The organism is Nonlabens xiamenensis, from assembly GCF_003865345.1.
In the GTDB taxonomy this organism is placed as follows: Bacteria; Bacteroidota; Bacteroidia; order Flavobacteriales; family Flavobacteriaceae; genus Nonlabens; species Nonlabens xiamenensis.
In genome coordinates this window covers 29,009-47,506 of record NZ_RMVE01000007.1, presented here as the reverse complement: position 1 = coordinate 47,506, position 18,498 = coordinate 29,009, and the positions used below count along the sequence as shown (strand labels likewise).

Here is an 18,498-nt window from a genome sequence, read left to right as displayed (position 1 = left end):
CATATTTGTATAACTTAGTACGATCCCAGATCCGAAGACCAGGTCGGGAAATATAACCCATAATGCAGGTGATATCCACCTGGGATAAACTGCATAAAATGCTTTGATTTGTAATTGCCTTGAAACAAAAACCTCCATGAAACATATTGTGATTATTGGAAATGGAATCGCCGGAGTGACGGCAGCGAGACATATCAGAAAACTCTCTGATCATCGCATCACCATCATCTCTGGTGAAACCGATTACTTTTTTTCCCGTACGGCCTTGATGTATGTCTACATGGGCCACATGAAATTTAAGCATACCCAACCCTACGAAAACTGGTTTTGGAAAAAGAATCGGCTGGAATTGGTAAAGGCTTGGGTCAAGAGAGTAAATGTTGATCAAAAAGAAGTACTGCTAGAGCAAGGTCAAACTATTAGCTACGATCAGTTGGTGTTGGCTACAGGCAGTATTCCCAATAAATTTGGCTGGCCTGGAGAAGATCTGGATGGCGTTCAAGGTTTGGTTTCTAAAATGGATTTGGAACTGTTGGAAAAAAATGCACCGGACAATTCGACTTGTAAAAGGGCTGTCATCATAGGTGGCGGTTTAATCGGAGTTGAGCTGGCTGAGATGTTATTGACCAGAAAAATTCCAGTAACCTTTTTGATACGTGAAAAATACTTCTGGGATGGTGTATTGCCTGCACCCGATGCGCAATTGATTTCCCAACATATAAAATTGCATCACGTAGATCTCAGGCATGAGGAGGAATTGGATGAAATCTTGGATAACGGCAGCGGTAGAGTTCATGCCATTACCACAAAAAAAGGGGAGCGTATAGACTGCGATTTCGTTGGGCTTTGCGCGGGAGTTAGACCTCAGATCAATTTCTTAAAAGATAGCGGAATCGAGACCAATAGAGGAATATTAGTAGATCGGTTTTTGCAAACCAATGTTCCGGATGTTTATGCGATAGGTGATTGTGCTGAGCAAAGAGAACCAGTTGGGGAGCGCAAAGCGGTAGAGGCCGTTTGGTATACGGGTAGAATGATGGGAGAAACGTTGGCCCAAAACCTCTGTGGAAATCCTACCGCATGGAATCCTGGCCATTGGTTCAATAGCGCAAAGTTTATGGATATTGAATACCAGACCTACGGTTGGGTTTGGAACAAGCCCAAGGAAGGAAATGCACACTATCACTGGAAGGAAAAGGATTCTAATCGGGCCATCACCATTGAATATCATTTGGCTACCAGAAAATTTGTTGGTATCAACACCTTTATGATCCGTTTACAACACAAACAGTTTGATCAGTGGCTCAGCAATGGGGCAACGGTGGATGAGGTCATTCGCAATCTTGATCTCGCAGGCTTTGACCCAGAATTTTATAAAAAGCCTTTTGAAGCTATTAAAAAAGATTTTATCAACCAATCGCAGGATTCAGTACTGAGTCATTAATGCTGCCATTAACCAACATAATTTAAATCACATGGGTGTTTACCAACGCAATCTTTCACTGACGGGAGAACCTCCCAAATCTCTGAACACTGGCCAGAAGCTATTTACAGCCATAGGATGGGCGGGAATGGCCATATTACTCATGGCTGCATTCAATGTTAATTTTCCCAATAAGACCTTGTGGCTTAGTCTTTCCTTAGGTGCTATTTCTGCAGGTATTATTGGATTTGCCTGGGCATCTTACAAGGATAAGAGCGCGGGAATCAAAAATGATGGGGTATGGTTTAAAAGCATATCGGGCAGAGGAATTTGGGCCTGGCTGGCCATACTTTCCCTTTCTGGATTCTATGTGTTGCTATATTTCTATCCACAATACCTAGGGTTGGTTGAAGAAGGAGAAAACAAGGGAGTTATTGCTTTGTTTGATCCGCTGTCCAAGTTGCTCAATGGAGGTCCGGCCTCCCAATGGTTTGTTTATGGGACACTTTATACCATAGCCATACTATCTTTTGGAATCAAATTTATTTGGAAGTACAGGCATAATTCATACGAGGTTATCCGTACCACCAGTGTGATGTTTTTCCAAACTGCCTTTGCCTTCATTATTCCAGAAATCATGACCCGTTTGAATCAGCCGTATTATGATTTTAAAAACATCTGGCCGCTCAACTATGACCTTTTCAATGGATACAAATTACAGGAATTTATTAGTCACGGTAGTTTTGGTGTTGCCATGCTTATTTTTGGGGTGCTATCCATCCTGGTCATCACCCCGATATTGACTTACAAATACGGAAAAAGATGGTATTGCAGTTGGGTTTGTGGCTGTGGCGGATTAGCAGAAACAGCTGGAGATTCTTTCCGTCAATTGTCCAACAAAAAACAATATGCCTGGAAAATTGAGAGGTGGGTTATTCATAGCGTAGTGGTGTTTGCAGTAGTGATGACAACTGCTGTTGTTTATTCCTTTCTCAAAGGGAATGAGAGTGCTTCCAGTATTGGAAGTTGGAATGATTTTCAGGACAAAGTAGTATTTATCGGTGCTCAAGAGGACAAACCTGTCCATGAGGTGGTACTCGCCGCACAATCGGCTGGGGCGCAACGGGTCATTTATCTAGATCGTTCAGATGCTACAGAGCCATTGTCCCTTAAAGATACCTCAGGTATTGAAATTCCATTTGATGTGGTAAAAGCTGCTGATAACGGACAAGGAATTACTCAGGTTCAAGAGGGTAAACAGGCTACCTTATTGCCAATGGATCGATCACAGGCCGACATATTTATAGAAAAAGGAACCCAAAGTGTGATTTATGACAACCTGTGGTTAAGTAAGGAATTGTTTATCTGGCTGGTGGTTGGACTGCTTACCTTGGTTTTTGGTTTTGCCTTTATTTTCCGTCGTGAGCAACTGGCCAAAGATGCCAAGATTGGAGCGATAGCCTATTTCGTGATCGTCATCGGCATTCTGTTATATACTTATACAGACAACTCCAGCCGACTCTTCTTTTTTGAGTCATGGAAATTAAATCAGTTTTACGGCTTCCTGATTGGAGCAGTGTTCTCTGGTGTCATTGGGACCGGTTTTTACCCCATATTTGGAAATCGCGTTTGGTGTAGATTTGGTTGTCCGATGGCTGCTATTCTAGGCTTTCAGCAACGCCTGTTTTCCAGGTTCCGCATCACAACTAATGGAGGTCAATGTATTTCCTGCGGAAATTGTTCAACCTATTGTGAGATGGGAATCGATGTACGGGCCTATGCACAGAAAGGAGAAAACATCGTCCGATCCAGCTGTGTGGGCTGTGGTATTTGTAGCGCTGTATGTCCTAGGGGAGTGCTGAATTTAGAAAATGGGCCTTTGGAAGGACGTATCAATAGCGAGTCTGTATTATTAGGACAAGATCCTGATTTGATGGCACTACTGAGTCAAAACAAAGACTAAATTCTCAAATTCTTAACAGCAAGCTTTCAGGATATATTCTATCTTCAAAAGAAAACATGGAGAAGAAAACAGTAATTATTACCGGAGCTGGGAGTGGAATAGGAAAAGCGATTGCATTGAAATTTGCCGATGCGAATTATAATGTAGTAGTTAGTGATGTCGATGAGGAAGGAGGCCGTCAGGTAGTCGATCAAATTTCCCAACAGTCTGCGGATGCCATTTTTATCAAGGCAGATGTTTCAGATAGACAGGCCTGTAAGGAATTGGTGAAAAAAACTGTGGACAAATATGGGGCTTTGCATTGCGCAGTGAATAACGCTGGTATTGGTGGGGAAATGAACTTAACCGCTGATTACTCAGCTGAATCCTATCTGGAAGTGATTGATATCAATCAGCATGGTGTTCTTTATGGATGCCAGGCCCAGATACCTGCCATCATCAACTCTGGTGGGGGTGCTATCGTCAATATGTCTAGCATTCTCGGTTCAGTTGGTACAGCTCAATCGGTCGCCTATGTGATGGCTAAACATGCGGTCGTAGGGCTCACTCAAACAGCAGCCATCGAGTATGGAAAACAAGGTGTCCGGGTAAACGCCGTAGGACCAGGTTATATCAAAACCCCCTTATTGGACCAGTTAGATGAAGAACAGAAAGAACAATTGATTGCCGCCCACCCAATTGGACGCTTGGGAGAGCCTGAAGAAGTAGCCGCATTGGTGTTTTGGCTGTGTTCAGATCAGGCCAGTTTTGTCAACGGTAGTTACTACACCGTAGATGGTGGATACACTGCTCAATAGATGTTTTTGTTCCGCTTTCGCGAAAGCGATATTTACTAACTCCAGATAAGTCATACAATTAAACTTGTTCTAAAGTGGATGCTGTGGCCGACTTCCTGACTCAGATTGAACCTGAAAGCAAGCCTAAAGGCGGGCTTGAATGACTACAAATGATGGAGGGTAATTTGGGAAAACAATAAATTCCTTGAGACATCACGATGGATGTGGGACATTACCTTTATACGTAAGAGACCAGTCGAGAAGGAGTTTTTTTAGTATCGGCTTTTTACCAGGGCTTAAAAAATCAGAGTTTAAGCAATTGCTTCAGGTCAAGTTTTGGATGAATAAACATTAGATGTCGGAAAAGCCAACTTAGGCAAGTTTTGCATTTACCTTAAAACATAGAGCGATCTTGGAGCGTAGTGTAGAGATCACTAAGGGAGATACCCTTAGGCGATATGATTTATGATTCTTTTGGCGTGTACACGACTGTTTTCAATAAACCATTTATGGGTTTCCTTGCCTCCGCAAATGACACCTGCCAGAAATATTCCGGAAACATTTGTTTCCATGCTTTCCTCATCATAGACTGGGATCTTTTTTGGTCCTTCCAGCTCAATCCCCATATCTTTCAAAAAAGCAAAGTTGGGTTGATAACCGGTTAGGGCCACCACAAAATCATTGGTGATTTTCTTTACTTTTCCTTTGTGGCTGATAATGATTTTATCAGTAGTTATTTCCTTTACCTCAGCATTAAAATAGGCTTTGATAGAGCCTTCTTTGATCCTGTTTTCAATATCTGGTTTTACCCAATATTTCACCCGCTCTCCGATATCTGAACCCCTAATGATCATACTAACATTCCCGCCTTTACGATAAATTTCTAACGCAGCATCTACTGCGCTGTTACTGGCTCCTACCACCGCAACCTCCTGGAAGGCATACAGGTGCGGATCGTCATAATAATGGGTAGTTTTAGGCAATGATTCTCCCTTGACATTCATCATTTGGGGCAAATCATAAAAACCAGTGGCAACTATAATATGCTTGCTGTGATAGGTTGATTTGCTTGTTTCTACTTTAAAATGCTTGGGACGTTTGACCTTAAGTACCTTTTCGAAAAGATGAATTTTAAGTGCATTAGAAGTAGCAATGCGCCTGTAGTACTCTAATGCTTCTTGTTTACTGGGTTTGGCCTCTTTAGAAATGAAAGGAATATCGTTGAGTTCCAATTTCTCGCTGGTGGAAAAGAACTGCATATTGGTCGGGTAGTGGTAAAGTGAATTGACAATGGGTCCCTTTTCCAGAACAAGGTAGGTTAGGCCTTTTTTCTTTGCCTCCAGAGCACAATTGATACCTATTGGACCAGCACCAATAATAATGAGGTCGTAGAGTTTTCCGTTTTTCATCGGTCATAAAAATAATTGAGAATGCACCAAAAGCTCTTAAATATGCTTTAATGCTTTTGATCATTTTTCATTTCAGCCTGTCTCATTGGCATAGCGTCAATTCGTTGAAATATGTCAGTCAATTCAACCCAATCTGCTCTGTTCAGTTTGGTTCCACCATCCAGACCAATCAATTGGATTCCCATTACCGCATCCTTCTTATTTACAAATTTGTAAAGATCTTGTTGAGCTATCCACTTTGCATCTTTGGGATTCTCAGGATTCAACTGCGTATAGCGATTAGGAAAAACGACGTACAACAACAGTTTTCGCTCCTTCAACCCTTCAATATTTTTTTCAAAACGGCTTTTCTGCTGCTCAAAAAAACGTTGTTGAGCTGAAGCTTCTTCTACATCGCTAAAAGTAATCAGTAGTCGGTGATTCCATTGGTGCTGGGTAAGTTCCGGAATTTGTGCATTTGAAAATATAGACATCAAGAACAATAGAATGATCCATCTCATGATGTTAAGTTAACCAGAACAAGACAATCAGTTGTCTAAAATAGGGTTAAAAATGACGATCAACTCTGCGTTTTGGGTCTGGTCCGTATTGATTGGTATAAGCCTGGCTGTCAAAACAACCGAATATAAGTGACAAGGCGCCACCTATACAAAATAAATCCAACAGCACTAGCCAACCCGAATTGCCGGTATCGTGAAATCGGCGAACCGAGGAGGAAAGACTTGGAATTACTAGTGCTACATAGAAAATGACCGCGAACATGACGGACAGGATCGCCGCAGCTTCTCCTATAAAACTTGTAAACAACACCAACAAGGATAGTGGAAGTAAACAGATCAATTGAAAGAGCTTAAAATACCAGAATTCCGATCTTCTGGCTCGGCCAGAGAAATTAGCATAGTTCTCAAAACTTAATTTAATCGCCTCCCCAAAGCTCAATGGGGGAATATGGGCCCGATAGCTGTAGTGAGGCGGATAAACCTGATGTTGATTAGGGGCAGAATATTGGTTGGATGATTGCATGGTTAATATCATTAAAAACGTCCCATAAGGGATGCTGCCTTATGGGACGTTAGATTTTTAAAAAAGTTACAAGAACAGCTTAGGCGACTTCTACTTTTCTGTTCAAAATCAAATTCAGATAAAGATTTACTTTTTCCTTCAGTTCGTGTCTCGGACAAATAAAGTCCAAAAAGCCTTTCTCTAAAAGAAACTCGGCCGTCTGAAATCCATCGGGCAATTCTTTTCCGGTCGTATCTCTAACTACACGTGGTCCGGCAAAGGCAATTAGAGCACCAGGTTCACCGATGTTGATGTCTCCCAACATAGCAAATGAAGCTGTTGTACCTCCTGTGGTAGGATCAGTACAGAGAGAAATATATGGGATTCCTGCATCACTAAGCTGTGCTAATTTGGCACTGGTTTTAGCCAATTGCATCAGAGAAAGCGCTGCTTCCATCATCCTGGCACCTCCAGATTTGGAAATAATCATGAAGGGAATGTTGTTTTGTAAGGAATGATCTGCCGCACGGGCAATTTTTTCTCCTACTACACTACCCATGGAACCACCGATAAAGGCAAAATCCATACAAGCTACTACCAAATCATGTCCGCCAGATTTTCCAACTGCCGTGCGCACTGCATCTTTCAAACCGGTTTTCTTTTGAGCCGCCTCTACACGGTCTGTGTATTTTTTAGTATCCTCAAATTTTAAAGGGTCTTTAGAAACCATTGTGGCGTCCAATTCCTCGTACTCATTATGATCAAATAGGATTTCAAAATACTCATTACTACCTATTCGAACGTGATACCCATCCTCTGGACTGACGTAGAAGTTGTTTTTCAACTGATCCGTATCAATAATCTTTCCAGTAGGAGATTTATACCACAGACCTTTAGGCGTATCCTTTTTGGCCTCCGTCGGGGTGGTGATTCCTTTTTTATCTCTTTTAAACCAAGCCATATTATTGTCTAGACTTTTTAGAATTCCAGTTTCAGAATTCACGATGAATTAAAGTGTGTTTACATTATTGAGGTCCTCAAAGGCCTTTTTCAAACGATCTTTGAAAGACTCTTCGCCCACACGCAGCCACTTGCGCGGGTCGTAGTATTTTTTGTTAGGTGAATCAGCTCCGCTGGGGTTTCCAATTTGAGACAACAGATAGTCATTGTTGTCATCCATGTAGGTCTTGATGCCATGAGCAAAAGCCCATTGTAAGTCGGTGTCTATATTCATTTTGATGACCCCATAACCTATGGCTTCACGTATCTCTTCAAGGGTAGAACCTGAACCACCGTGAAATACAAAATCAATATGATTGTGCTCAACACCATATTTCTCAGAAATATATTCTTGCGAGTTTTTCAAGATTTTGGGAGTAAGTTTTACATTTCCAGGTTTATACACGCCGTGTACATTTCCAAAAGCCGCAGCAATGGTAAAACGATCGCTTACTTTTTTTAATTCCTCGTAGGCATAGGCTACTTCCTCTGGTTGGGTGTAAAGTTTTGACTCGTCCACATCACTATTGTCCACACCATCTTCTTCACCACCAGTAATACCTAATTCTATCTCTAGGGTCATGTTCATTTTTGACATGCGCTCCAGGTATCTTTTGCAGATTTCTATATTTTCCTCTAGTGGTTCTTCACTCAAGTCGATCATATGGGAAGAGAAGAGTGATTTTCCGCTTTCGCGAAAGCGTGCTTCACTAGCATCCAATAGTCCATCGATCCAGGGCAATAACTTTTTTGCACAATGGTCGGTATGCAATATTACACTTGCTCCATAGGCTTCAGCTAATCTATGCACATGTTCAGCTCCTGCTGTGGCGCCTAAAATCGCTGCCCGTTGACCTTCATTACTCATTCCTTTACCAGCGTTAAATACGGATCCTCCGTTAGAGTATTGTATAATCACGGGCGAATTGAGTTCTGCGGCGGTTTCCATGACTGCATTGGCCGTGTTTGATCCGACGACATTTACAGCCGGAAGAGCGTACCCATTGGCTTTGGCATGGTTGAAGATTTCTTGGACCTGGTCTCCGGTAGCTACGCCGGGTTTGATGTTGTGACTCATAGTTTTCTTTTGTTGGATGACAAAAATACGTAAAAAATGAACCCCAGGGTGATCCGAATCAGAAAGGATAGTTGATTCCGACGTTTAGGACAGATTTCGGCAGTTTAAATTCGGTCAGCCAACGGCGACCTTCCTCCAAAGCTGGATTATAAGTTTTTAAGCCCATGTCCAATCTTAGGACAAAGAAACCAAAGTCATATCTCAGACCGGCGCCGGTACCCAAGGCCAGGAATTCAAGATCCTTCACACCGTTGAAGATAGCATCTGGATCATCCTCACTGTCTAGTACATTCCAAATATTTCCCGCATCAGCAAATATGGCTCCCTTTATTGCTCCAAAAAGCGGAAATCTATATTCAGCATTAAAAGCTAATTTCATATTTGCCACATTGAAATCGTTCAGTCCTCCCGTTCTTCCTGGACCTAATTCATAGGCCTGCCAAGCTCTATTATCGTTAGGTCCTCCTGCAAAAAAGGACCGTATAAAGGGTATGTTGTCTGCATTTCCGTAAGGAATGGCAACGCCACCGTAAGTCCTGATGGCAAATACATGTTTGTTAGTATACTCCCAATGTTTAATGTAGTCAATTTCGGTTTTGAAGTATTGGCTGTATTCTACTCCAAACACCCGCCGATTTCCATTGCTGTTTTTCTCTACACCCACCAGACTGGAAACTCCAGAAAGTACATTACCCGCGGCTTCTAAACGTATGTTAAACCTGGAAAAATCTTCATCATAAATACCGGCTCGATTGTTCCTGGTCCAGCTGTAACTGGAAGAGATGATCAGGTTGTTTTGGGAAAGTCTCTCCCGTCTTTCTCTAATGTTTCTGACGATCTCCCTTTGCTCAGCGGTCACGGGCAATGTACCGTCAATAGCGTCAACAATAAAATTTTGGGTCCCGTCCGGAATACTTAAGTTGTTGTTATCATTAACATAAGTGGGATCCATAAGGTTAAGGTCTTGAGCAATGTCATTGAGACTACCATAACTGCTACGGAAGACGTTAAAAAAGTTATTTGGATCCAGGTTGCGCACGTATTGTGCGTTGACTAAATCTACCCGGGTACTTTTGATAGGCGTCTGCCTCCAGTTATAGGTCAAGGCTCCATTCAGACTCTGTTTATCCAGTCCAATATTCGTCTGGCTGAAAAATCCTACGGACAGGTCTGAGGATGGTGACATGTATTTGGGGATCAATCGGTCTAGATTGATAGGTGAAAATAACCTGGGGAAACTTAACCTGATATCTGCACCTAATTCTTGTAGGTCAAAGAAACGACTGTCACCGTTGGCGGCATTGGAACTCGCGCCTATATTTCCCCTGAAGGAGATGTCCAGTAATTCGCTTCCCTTAAATAGATTGCGTATGAGCAAGGCGGTGTTCAAACCTACACCGATGGTCTGGATATTACTGTGGGTACCCTCGACTCCATAGGTGAATTCAAATTTCTTTTTGGAGGTAAGTAGCACGTTGGCAATTAAATCCGTTCCAGTAGAGTCTGCTGGATCTTTCTCATACCTGATACTGGGATAAAGAAAGCTGCGCAGTTCAGTGATACGTCTGTAGGTGCGGTCACGATCAAGGTCTCTATATACATCTCCTTTATGAAAGAAAACAGCATCGGTAAGGGTTTTACTACGGTATTTGCGTTTGCCATACCGGATGATCTGGTAATCTTTGTACTGGGTGGTATCGGCGGCGAGGCTGCCCAGCGCGTTTTGATATTCGGGTATGATATTGACCTGACTGATGCGATGGATTTGGTAGGGTTTGAGTACGACAGAATCGGCAACCTCAATCTCACGATCCCCAATGATCATAGTGATATTGGCTTTATGATTGGTATTTACGGTGTCTCCTTCAAATCTGATCTTCTCCTTTTCCATATGAAAGGCACCATGGTTCCGGAAATAGGAATTTAAGCGTTCGCGTTCTGCGTTGATATCTGGCGTAAAATATTGCTTTCCGTTTTCCAAAATACTTTCAGATTGGGTGAGCCTGTACAGTGAATCAATGGCTGGAGAGCTGATCTGCACGTTGAGACTGTCCACGATGTAGGGTTTATGGCGTGTGATGGTGTATTCTACCCGCGCGCGTTTATCCCATTCTTCTTCGACCACTTCAGAACTGATCTCAGTATTGAAATAACCTTGGTTCCAATACCAGGCCTTGAGTCGTTCTTCAGATTTTGTGATTAAAGCAGGGTCGATGATACTGGGTTCTTCACCGGTGCGTTTGATCCAACGATTGATGCCGGTGAGCCCTTCACCCAACTTAATGGTCTGTTTTTCAGAAAGTAATTTGTTCCTTCGCTTTAATTGATTAGGGTGTTCCTGCATCCATTTGAGGTAAATGGAATCGCGGTGAGGGCGCGCCAGGTTGTAAATGTGTAACCTCAATGGAACCCCTAAAAGTCGCTGATTAGGCTGTTGTAATGGGAGAGTAGCTACCCTAGGATCTTCAGGTTCTAAACTATCGACCTTTATTCGGTTTTCCATGAGCAATAACTTGCCGTCAGGAACTCGTTTGATCGCATTACAGGAAACAATGAGCCATACAAGCAAGGTAAATAAACCTATTTTTGCATAAAGTCCCGTTTTTCCCATAGTCAAAAGTTCAAAAATACAATTATATATGATTACCAAAGCCACGATAAAGCTCATCAAATCGCTGTCCAGAAAAAAGAATCGGGAAGCGCACGGACTCTTTGTGGTAGAGGGCTACAAATCTATAAGAGAACTGGCTCAATGCCATCTTATTGTCAAGGATATTTTTTGTACGCCAGGGCAGAGTGAATTGAATGACTTGAAGCCTGAAGTGATCACCCAAAAAGAGATGGATAGCATTTCTTTCCTGAAGACTGCACCCGGCTATCTGGCTGTTTTTGAAATACCAGCAGAAACAGAAATTCCTCAAGAAGGAAAAATTTTGGGTCTGGACGATATCAAGGATCCTGGAAACTTTGGGACCATCATCCGTCTGGCCGATTGGTTTGGGATTCAACATTTGGTTTGCAGTAAGGAAACCGTAGATGCTTATAACCCAAAATGTGTACAGGCCAGTATGGCATCACTAGGTCGCGTACACCTGCACTATACGGATCTTGAAGTTTTTTGTCGGCAGACCAAACTGGCGTTGTTTCCATCTACCATGGAAGGTCAGAGCTTATATGAAGAACCACTGCCTGACGACGCCATGATTATTGTGGGAAATGAGTCCCGAGGTATCCGTTCAAGTATTTTGGAAATGGGTACGGCCTTGAGTATACCGCAATACGGCGATAAAAAGGATACCGAAAGCCTCAATGTCGCCATGGCCACCGCAATACTTCTGGGAGAATGGATGCGGCCTATTGGAAGGTAAAATTGATAAATACTCCCCTCGATTGCATGCTGGAAATATTTCCGGTGTAAGGACTGTTTGGATCGGCATCGCGAACGAGTTCATCCCCCAAAGCAAATACCCCTCTGATGGAAGGCGTGAATTTGAAATAAAACAAATAAAGGTCCACCCCCAATCCTAATTCATAATTCAAAACATTGGTTTTTTGACGGAACTGACCGGCAAGGTTGTCGTCAGGATTTTCCTCATTACTAGACAGGTTGTGGGACCAAGAGACTCCGCCGACCACAAAGGGCTTCCAATTGTTCAACCGCTTGGTGGAAAATTTCAACAACAATGGAACATGAATATAAGTCGAGGTTACTTCCCGCTGGCGTTGAGCTTCTGTCATTAATGACGGATCTGGAAAAGTCAGGTTTCTAGTGGCAAAATTGATCCCAGGCTCCAATCTGATGTTGAGGTAATTGTTGATGCGCATATCGCCTACCAGCCCTACATTAAAACCTATGGAAGTCTCGGTTTCCACCTCTTCGGTGATCTCATTGTAATCAAATTTATAGTCATAGGAGTTGAAACCAAGGTAATATCCCCATGACAAAAATTTCTTGTCAAAATTCTCCAGGTTTTTAATTTTTTCTTTTGAAAATAATTGCGCGTTTGCGGTCTGCACCCCAAATGCGGCAACCAAAATGAGAATGAATAACCTCATATTATGCTTTTACTGCTTTGTATATGGTGGAGGCACCATGAAATTGTAATTCGTTTTGTACTTCTTTAAACCCAACTTTGGTCAAAATATTGTTGAATCTTTCCCCGTATGGGAATTTAGAAGCGCTTTTAGATAGGTAACCGTAAGCGGTTTTGTCCTTGGAAAATAGTTTGCCTAGGGTAGGAACGATCAAATTGGAGTAAACGTAATAACCTTGCTTAAAAGGGAATTTATCAGGAACGCTGGTTTCCAGTACCACAAGAATTCCGCCTGGTTTTAATACCCTAAGGATCTCTCCCAGGCCTTTTTCCAGATCTTCAAAATTGCGTACACCGTAAGAAACGGTGACCGCATCAATGCTGTTATCTTCAAATTGAAGATTTTCAGAATCTCCCAATACCATTTTTACCCGGTCTTCCAATCCTTCCTTCTGAACCTTCAGTTTTCCTATTTCCAACATACCAGAGGAAATGTCCAGGCCAATTAGTTGACTGGCTTGCGTTTGTTCTGCCATCTTAATGACCAGATCGCCAGTCCCGGTAGCGATATCCATGATGGTTTCTGGTTGATGTGCAGCTACCATTTTAACTACGTTGTCTCTCCATTTCTGGTCCAGTCCCAATGAAATCATACGATTTAGGCCATCGTATTCACCGCTGATGGTGTCAAACATTTTGGTCACCTGTTCTTTCTTTCCAGAATCTTCGTTGTATGGTTTAACTTCTTCAGCCACGATTGTAGGTTTTTGGGATTGCAAAGATAAGGCAGACCGAGGAGCTTGTGGGTATTTCGCTTTCGCGAAAGCGGAAACAATAACATCATGTTCGTAAAATCTATCGCAAGTTTTAAGAAATAGCGCTCATTCCAGTATCTTTGAGCTTCCACAGAATCGATTGTATGAAAATCCTTATCGCAGGAGCTGGAGAAGTAGGCTTTCATTTAGCCAAACTACTCTCCTATGAATCACAAGACATTACACTGATTGATCCAATTGCTGAAAATCTACATTATGCAGATACACATTTGGATATCAGAACCCTTAAGGGAGACTCCACTTCCATTAAAATTCTTCAAGATGCCAGGGTGGATGAGGCAGATCTGGTAATTGCGGTTACGAGTAGTGAAACCACCAATATCACCATATCCGTATTGGCCAAGCAGTTGGGAGCCAAACGTACAGTGGCTAGAATTACCAATACCGAATTTTTAGATCATCAGGAACAGATAGGATTTTCAGGTTTCGGAATTGACGAATTGATCTCGCCAGAGTCGTTGGCCAGTAAGGAAATCGAACTGTTGCTCAACCAAAGTGCTTTTAACGACAGTTATGAGTTTGAAGATGGTGCACTGACCATGGTAGGTGTGAACCTACAACGTACCGCCCAGTTTGTTGGGAAAACGGTGCAACAGGCGGGAGAGATTTTCCCTGAAATTCATTTCATGCCCATCGCAATCCAACGATTCGGTACTCAATATACTTTGATCCCTAGAGGGGATACCCAGTTTAAGGAGGGAGATCAAGTGTATTTCATTACGACGGCAGGCGGAGTAGACGAGCTGTATAAGCTGACCGGTAAGACCAAACATGCCATGAAAAATGTGATGATTCTGGGAGGAAGCAACATTGGTCGACAAAGTGCAGACCAGCTCTCTAAGGCTGGGGTGAATGTGAAGCTCATAGAAAAAGATGCCAAAAAAGCCTTTGATCTGGCTGACCTATTGCCCAATGTATTGGTTTTAAATGGTGATGGTCGCAATGTGGAACTTCTCCAAGAAGAAAGTATACATGAGATGGATGCCTTTATTGCTGTGACTGGAAACAGCGAGACCAATATCATTTCCTGTTTAATGGCCAAAAGCAAAAGCGTAAAGAAAACAATTTCGCTGGTGGAAAACATGGATTATTTTCAGTTATCACACAGTATTGGGATAGATACACTGATCAATAAAAAACTGCTTGCGGCCAATAATATCTTTAGATACGTACGTAAGGGTGAAGTGGTCGCCATGACCAAACTGAATAACATGAATGCAGAACTGTTGGAATTTATCGTTAAACCAGAAAGTGCAGTCTGTAATAAAACGATCGCCAGTGCCGGAGTGCCGCGTAGTGCAATCATCGGTGGTGTGATAAGACAAGGTGTGGGGAACATAGTACTGGGTAACTTTAAAATTGAGGCCGGTGACCGTGTGGTTGTATGCTGCCTGCCCAGATCCATAGCCAAGGTTGAAAAACTCTTTTTATAATGCCCAGACTCAATTATAAGATCATTATCTATATCATGGGATTGTTGCTGCTATTTAATGGTGGTTTTATGTCCCTCTGTGCATTGGTGAGTGCTATTTATCAAGAGTCGGAAGGTTACGATATTCTGATGGCTGCAGGAGTAGCTATAGCATCTGGAGCAGTAGTAATGTATCTGACAAGAAACCACGTCAAGGAATTGGGCCGCAAGGAAGGATATTTGATTGTGACCATGGGCTGGTTGATCATGGCCTTTGCCGGTACCATGCCATACATGTTTACTGGAGCTATTTCCACCTATACAGATGCGTTTTTTGAAACCATGAGCGGTTTCACTACGACGGGTGCTAGTATCATGAACGATATTGAGATCATGCCTAAAGGTATTTTGTTCTGGCGCAGTTTAACACATTGGATCGGTGGAATGGGAATCATCGTCTTGGCCGTTGCGATTCTGCCGCTTTTGGGAATCGGGGGAATGCAGTTGTTTGCTGCCGAGGCTCCAGGTCCCAGTGCCGACAAGTTGCATCCGCGTATTACAGATACTGCAAAAAGATTATGGCTGATCTATGTGGGTTACACGGGTATTGAAACTATCCTATTAAAACTGGCCGGTATGGGCTGGTTTGATGCAGTCAACCATGCCTTAAGTACACTTTCCACTGGAGGTTTTTCCACCAAAAATGCGAGCATTGCCTATTGGAACGACAATCCTGCCATCCAATGGATCATCATTGTTTTTATGTTTATCGCAGGAATGAATTTTGTATTGAGCTATTTTGGCTTCAAAGGCCGTTTTAGTAAAATCATCGGTGATACAGAGTTCAAATGGTACGTGAGTTTTGTCATCGGGTTTTCGCTGATCGGAGCTTTATTGATCTACTTTCAGGCCGATACTTCCATAAGTTCGATTGCGCATCCCAAGGTATTAGGTGAGGCAGAAAGTGCGTTACGACACAGCTTTTTTCAGGTGTTGGCTATTATCACCACCACAGGTTTTGTGACAGCAGACTATACCTTATGGACGCCGTTTCTTACGATCATGTTTTTTGGATTGTTTTTCTTGGGTGGTAGTGCTGGTTCGACTTCTGGTGGGGTCAAGGTGATGCGGCATATTATTTTGATACGCAACGGAATCATGGAATTTAAGCGTACACTGCATCCCAACGCTGTGCTACCCGTGAGGTATAATGGAAAAGCCTTACAGAGCGGTATCGTATTCAACATCCTGGGTTTCTTTATTCTTTACATGCTTTCCTTTATTGTAGGCGCAGTAGGCCTGGCGGCCCTGGGGCTAGATTTTGACACAGCAATAGGAGGTGCGTTGAGCAGCCTTGGAAATGTTGGGCCAGCTTTTGGTGACCTGTCCCCCGTAGATAATTTTGCCGGTCTTCCCCAGATTGGCAAATGGTGGTGTAGCTTTTTGATGCTGATCGGCCGACTCGAACTCTTTACCGTACTGATCCTGTTGACACCATTCTTCTGGAGAAATCGATGATCCGATTTTCTTGGTATTCTTTTGAAATTAAAGAATACCTGGTCCATTTTAAAGTGGCATGAATTGCAATTTGATCTCTGTTAAAACAGAAGATCTATTGCAAAACTTCCTTGATCCTTTTCATAGCTTCCTTGATCTGGTCTGTACTGGCTGCATAAGAAATGCGGATACAATTGGGAGCTCCAAAGGCATCACCAGATACGGTAGCGACGTTGGCCTCTTCCAGAATCATTAATGAAAAGTCGGTCGCATTATAGATCTTGTGACCTCTAACTTCCTTGCCAAACCAAGCTGAAATATCTGGAAAAACGTAAAAAGCACCTTCAGGTGTATCGGTAATAAAACCATTGATCTCTGCGAGTAAGGAAAGAATAAGGTCCCTGCGTTCTGCAAAGGCATCAATCATGAACTGGATCTTGGAAACTGGTGCTTCTAAAGCCGTGATGACCGCACGCTGGGCAATACAATTGGTTCCGCTGGTGATTTGTCCTTGCATTTTATTACAAGCTCTTGCTATCCATGTAGGTGCGCCAATATATCCAACACGCCATCCGGTCATGGCAAAGGCCTTACTCACGCCGTTAATTGTCACCGTACGGTCATACATCTCTGGGATGGCCGCCATGCTGGCGTGTTTTCCCACATAATTGATGTGTTCGTAAATCTCGTCGCTGACTATTATAATGTCTGGATATTCTTTTAAAACTTCAGCAAGGCCACGTAATTCTTCCTCGCTGTAAAGGCTCCCTGAGGGATTATTGGGAGAGGAAAACAGCATCATTTTTGTTTTTGGGGTGATGGCATCCCTGAGTTGTGCTGGCGTAATCTTAAAATTTTGCTCAACTCCCGCACGGACCTCCACGGGAACACCTTCAGCCAGCTCTACGATCGCTGAGTAGCTCACCCAGTAAGGTGCAGGCAATATACATTCATCACCTTTGTTCAATAAAACCATGGCCACATTGGCGATGGATTGCTTAGCTCCAGTGGATACAACGATCTGACTGCGGTCATAGGTGAGTTGGTTGTCGCGCTTAAATTTATGAATGATAGCATCTTTTAATTCGGCATAGCCATCTACAGGTGTATAACTGTTGTAATTATCGTTAATGGCCTGGATCGCGGCGTCCTTGACAAAATCAGGGGTGTTGAAATCAGGTTCACCCAGACTCAATCCGATTATATCTTTTCCTTGTTCCTTGAGTTCACGAGCCTTGGCGGCCATTGCTAGCGTAGCGCTGGTGGGCAGGTTATTGATGCGTTCAGAGAGTCGTTGGTCCATAATAAAGTTGATTAAGCTACAAAAATATCATAACTGCCCAATTAACCATGGACTGTGTAGCGAATTAATCCTTTATTTTTGTAAAAAAGTAAAAAGCGTGCATCAGATCATCAAAGAACACTTTCCGCACATCACCAGTGAGCAGGAGGAGCAATTTGCCCAGTTGGGTGATTTATATCAGGAATGGAATGCCCAGATCAATGTGATTTCCCGTAAGGATATTGACGAGTTGTACACCCGACATATCCTTCATTCTTTGGGGATCGTTTCTGTAGTTCGCTTTCGCGAAAGCTTACCCAATAAACCTGGTGGAACTCGCGTGATGGATGTCGGCACTGGTGGAGGTTTTCCGGGTATTCCACTGGCTATCATGTTTCCCAAAACCAGCTTTCACTTAATTGATGCAATTGGGAAGAAAATAAAAGTGGTAGATGCAGTCGTAGAAGCATTGGGATTAACCAATGTGACTACTGAACATGGACGAGCAGAAAAAGTCAAAGGGAAATTTGACTTTATCGTCTCCAGGGCAGTAACGAATATGCCAGATTTTGTCAAATGGACACGTAATAAAGTACGCAAGGAGAGTCATCACGCGATCAAGAATGGGATCCTATATTTAAAAGGTGGAGATCTTAGTGTAGAGTTGTCCTCTTTTCCCAAGGCACAGATTTATGAGTTGGATCAGGTCTTTGAAGATCCATTTTTTGAAACAAAGAAAGTAGTTCATCTACCATTATAAATAAAAACGCCATCCCTGAGGATGGCGT

General features: G+C 42.8%; 16 protein-coding genes. 7 read left to right on the top strand and 9 right to left on the bottom strand.

From position 1 onward, the window contains the following. Positions 1 to 136 precede the first annotated feature (136 nt). From EGM47_RS15620 to EGM47_RS15610, 3 genes are read left to right on the top strand one after another with little or no spacing between them, the layout of a single operon-like run. On the top strand, positions 137 to 1,444 hold the full coding sequence (locus EGM47_RS15620; RefSeq protein ID WP_124981774.1) for an NAD(P)/FAD-dependent oxidoreductase: 1,308 nt from the start codon (positions 137 to 139) through the stop codon (positions 1,442 to 1,444). Between the two features lie 31 nt (positions 1,445 to 1,475). Continuing rightward, the gene (locus EGM47_RS15615) at positions 1,476 to 3,386 is read left to right on the top strand and encodes a 4Fe-4S binding protein (protein WP_124981773.1); all 1,911 of its coding nucleotides are present in this window, start codon (positions 1,476 to 1,478) and stop codon (positions 3,384 to 3,386) included. Positions 3,387 to 3,442: 56 nt separating this feature from the next. Further along, entirely contained in the window at positions 3,443 to 4,183 is a 741-nt protein-coding gene (locus tag EGM47_RS15610; RefSeq protein ID WP_124981772.1) for an SDR family NAD(P)-dependent oxidoreductase, read from the top strand. Positions 4,184 to 4,611: 428 nt separating this feature from the next. Here the strand turns inward: EGM47_RS15610 and EGM47_RS15605 are convergent, their stop codons facing one another. The 6 genes from EGM47_RS15605 to tamL all read right to left on the bottom strand — a co-directional run bounded on the left by EGM47_RS15605 (position 4,612) and on the right by tamL (position 11,261). After that, positions 4,612 to 5,571, bottom strand: coding sequence for a YpdA family putative bacillithiol disulfide reductase (locus EGM47_RS15605; protein WP_124981771.1), 960 nt, complete (start codon positions 5,569 to 5,571; stop codon positions 4,612 to 4,614). A gap of 47 nt (positions 5,572 to 5,618) precedes the next feature. Next, positions 5,619 to 6,071, bottom strand: coding sequence for a DUF4174 domain-containing protein (locus tag EGM47_RS15600; protein ID WP_124981770.1), 453 nt, complete (start codon positions 6,069 to 6,071; stop codon positions 5,619 to 5,621). Between the two features lie 46 nt (positions 6,072 to 6,117). After that, on the bottom strand, positions 6,118 to 6,594 hold the full coding sequence (locus tag EGM47_RS15595; protein ID WP_124981769.1) for a DUF805 domain-containing protein: 477 nt from the start codon (positions 6,592 to 6,594) through the stop codon (positions 6,118 to 6,120). 79 nt (positions 6,595 to 6,673) lie between these two features. Continuing rightward, entirely contained in the window at positions 6,674 to 7,534 is an 861-nt protein-coding gene (gene accD, locus EGM47_RS15590; RefSeq protein ID WP_124981768.1) for an acetyl-CoA carboxylase, carboxyltransferase subunit beta, read from the bottom strand. A gap of 48 nt (positions 7,535 to 7,582) precedes the next feature. Then, positions 7,583 to 8,650 (bottom strand): class II fructose-bisphosphate aldolase, encoded by a 1,068-nt coding sequence (gene fbaA / locus EGM47_RS15585; RefSeq protein ID WP_124981767.1) that lies wholly within the window; start codon positions 8,648 to 8,650, stop codon positions 7,583 to 7,585. 58 nt (positions 8,651 to 8,708) lie between these two features. Then, complete coding sequence (gene tamL / locus EGM47_RS15580) at positions 8,709 to 11,261, bottom strand: translocation and assembly module lipoprotein TamL (protein WP_124981766.1); 2,553 nt, start codon at positions 11,259 to 11,261, stop codon at positions 8,709 to 8,711. Between the two features lie 28 nt (positions 11,262 to 11,289). On the opposite strand from tamL, the gene EGM47_RS15575 reads away from it, so the two are divergent. Continuing rightward, a complete protein-coding gene (locus EGM47_RS15575) occupies positions 11,290 to 12,018 on the top strand; it encodes a TrmH family RNA methyltransferase (protein ID WP_124981765.1) in 729 nt (242 codons plus the stop codon). Here the strand turns inward: EGM47_RS15575 and porT are convergent. Together porT and ubiE are read right to left on the bottom strand one after the other, a co-directional pair. Next, positions 12,005 to 12,706 (bottom strand): type IX secretion/gliding motility protein PorT/SprT, encoded by a 702-nt coding sequence (gene porT, locus EGM47_RS15570; protein ID WP_124981764.1) that lies wholly within the window; start codon positions 12,704 to 12,706, stop codon positions 12,005 to 12,007. The two genes, EGM47_RS15575 and porT, sit on opposite strands and share 14 nt — an antisense overlap. Before the next feature lies 1 nt (position 12,707). Then, positions 12,708 to 13,439 carry a bifunctional demethylmenaquinone methyltransferase/2-methoxy-6-polyprenyl-1,4-benzoquinol methylase UbiE gene (ubiE, locus tag EGM47_RS15565; protein ID WP_124981763.1) on the bottom strand — a complete coding sequence of 244 codons (732 nt, stop codon included), beginning with the start codon at positions 13,437 to 13,439 and terminating at the stop codon, positions 12,708 to 12,710. A 155-nt stretch (positions 13,440 to 13,594) separates the two neighbouring features. Here ubiE and trkA point away from each other — a divergent pair, with 155 nt between their 5' ends. Together trkA and EGM47_RS15555 are read left to right on the top strand one after the other, a co-directional pair. Next, a complete protein-coding gene (trkA, locus tag EGM47_RS15560) occupies positions 13,595 to 14,953 on the top strand; it encodes a Trk system potassium transporter TrkA (RefSeq protein ID WP_262707070.1) in 1,359 nt (452 codons plus the stop codon). Continuing rightward, complete coding sequence (locus EGM47_RS15555; protein WP_124981761.1) at positions 14,953 to 16,449, top strand: TrkH family potassium uptake protein; 1,497 nt, start codon at positions 14,953 to 14,955, stop codon at positions 16,447 to 16,449. The genes trkA and EGM47_RS15555 overlap by 1 nt, the downstream gene beginning before the upstream one ends. Positions 16,450 to 16,543: 94 nt before the next feature. Here EGM47_RS15555 and EGM47_RS15550 read toward each other — a convergent pair whose 3' ends face one another. Next, complete coding sequence (locus tag EGM47_RS15550) at positions 16,544 to 17,731, bottom strand: pyridoxal phosphate-dependent aminotransferase (RefSeq protein ID WP_124981760.1); 1,188 nt, start codon at positions 17,729 to 17,731, stop codon at positions 16,544 to 16,546. A 97-nt stretch (positions 17,732 to 17,828) separates the two neighbouring features. Between EGM47_RS15550 and rsmG the strand changes: the two genes are divergently transcribed. Continuing rightward, positions 17,829 to 18,470: a 16S rRNA (guanine(527)-N(7))-methyltransferase RsmG gene (gene rsmG / locus EGM47_RS15545; protein ID WP_124981759.1), complete on the top strand. Its 642-nt coding sequence runs from the start codon at positions 17,829 to 17,831 to the stop codon at positions 18,468 to 18,470. Positions 18,471 to 18,498: the final 28 nt, after the last annotated feature.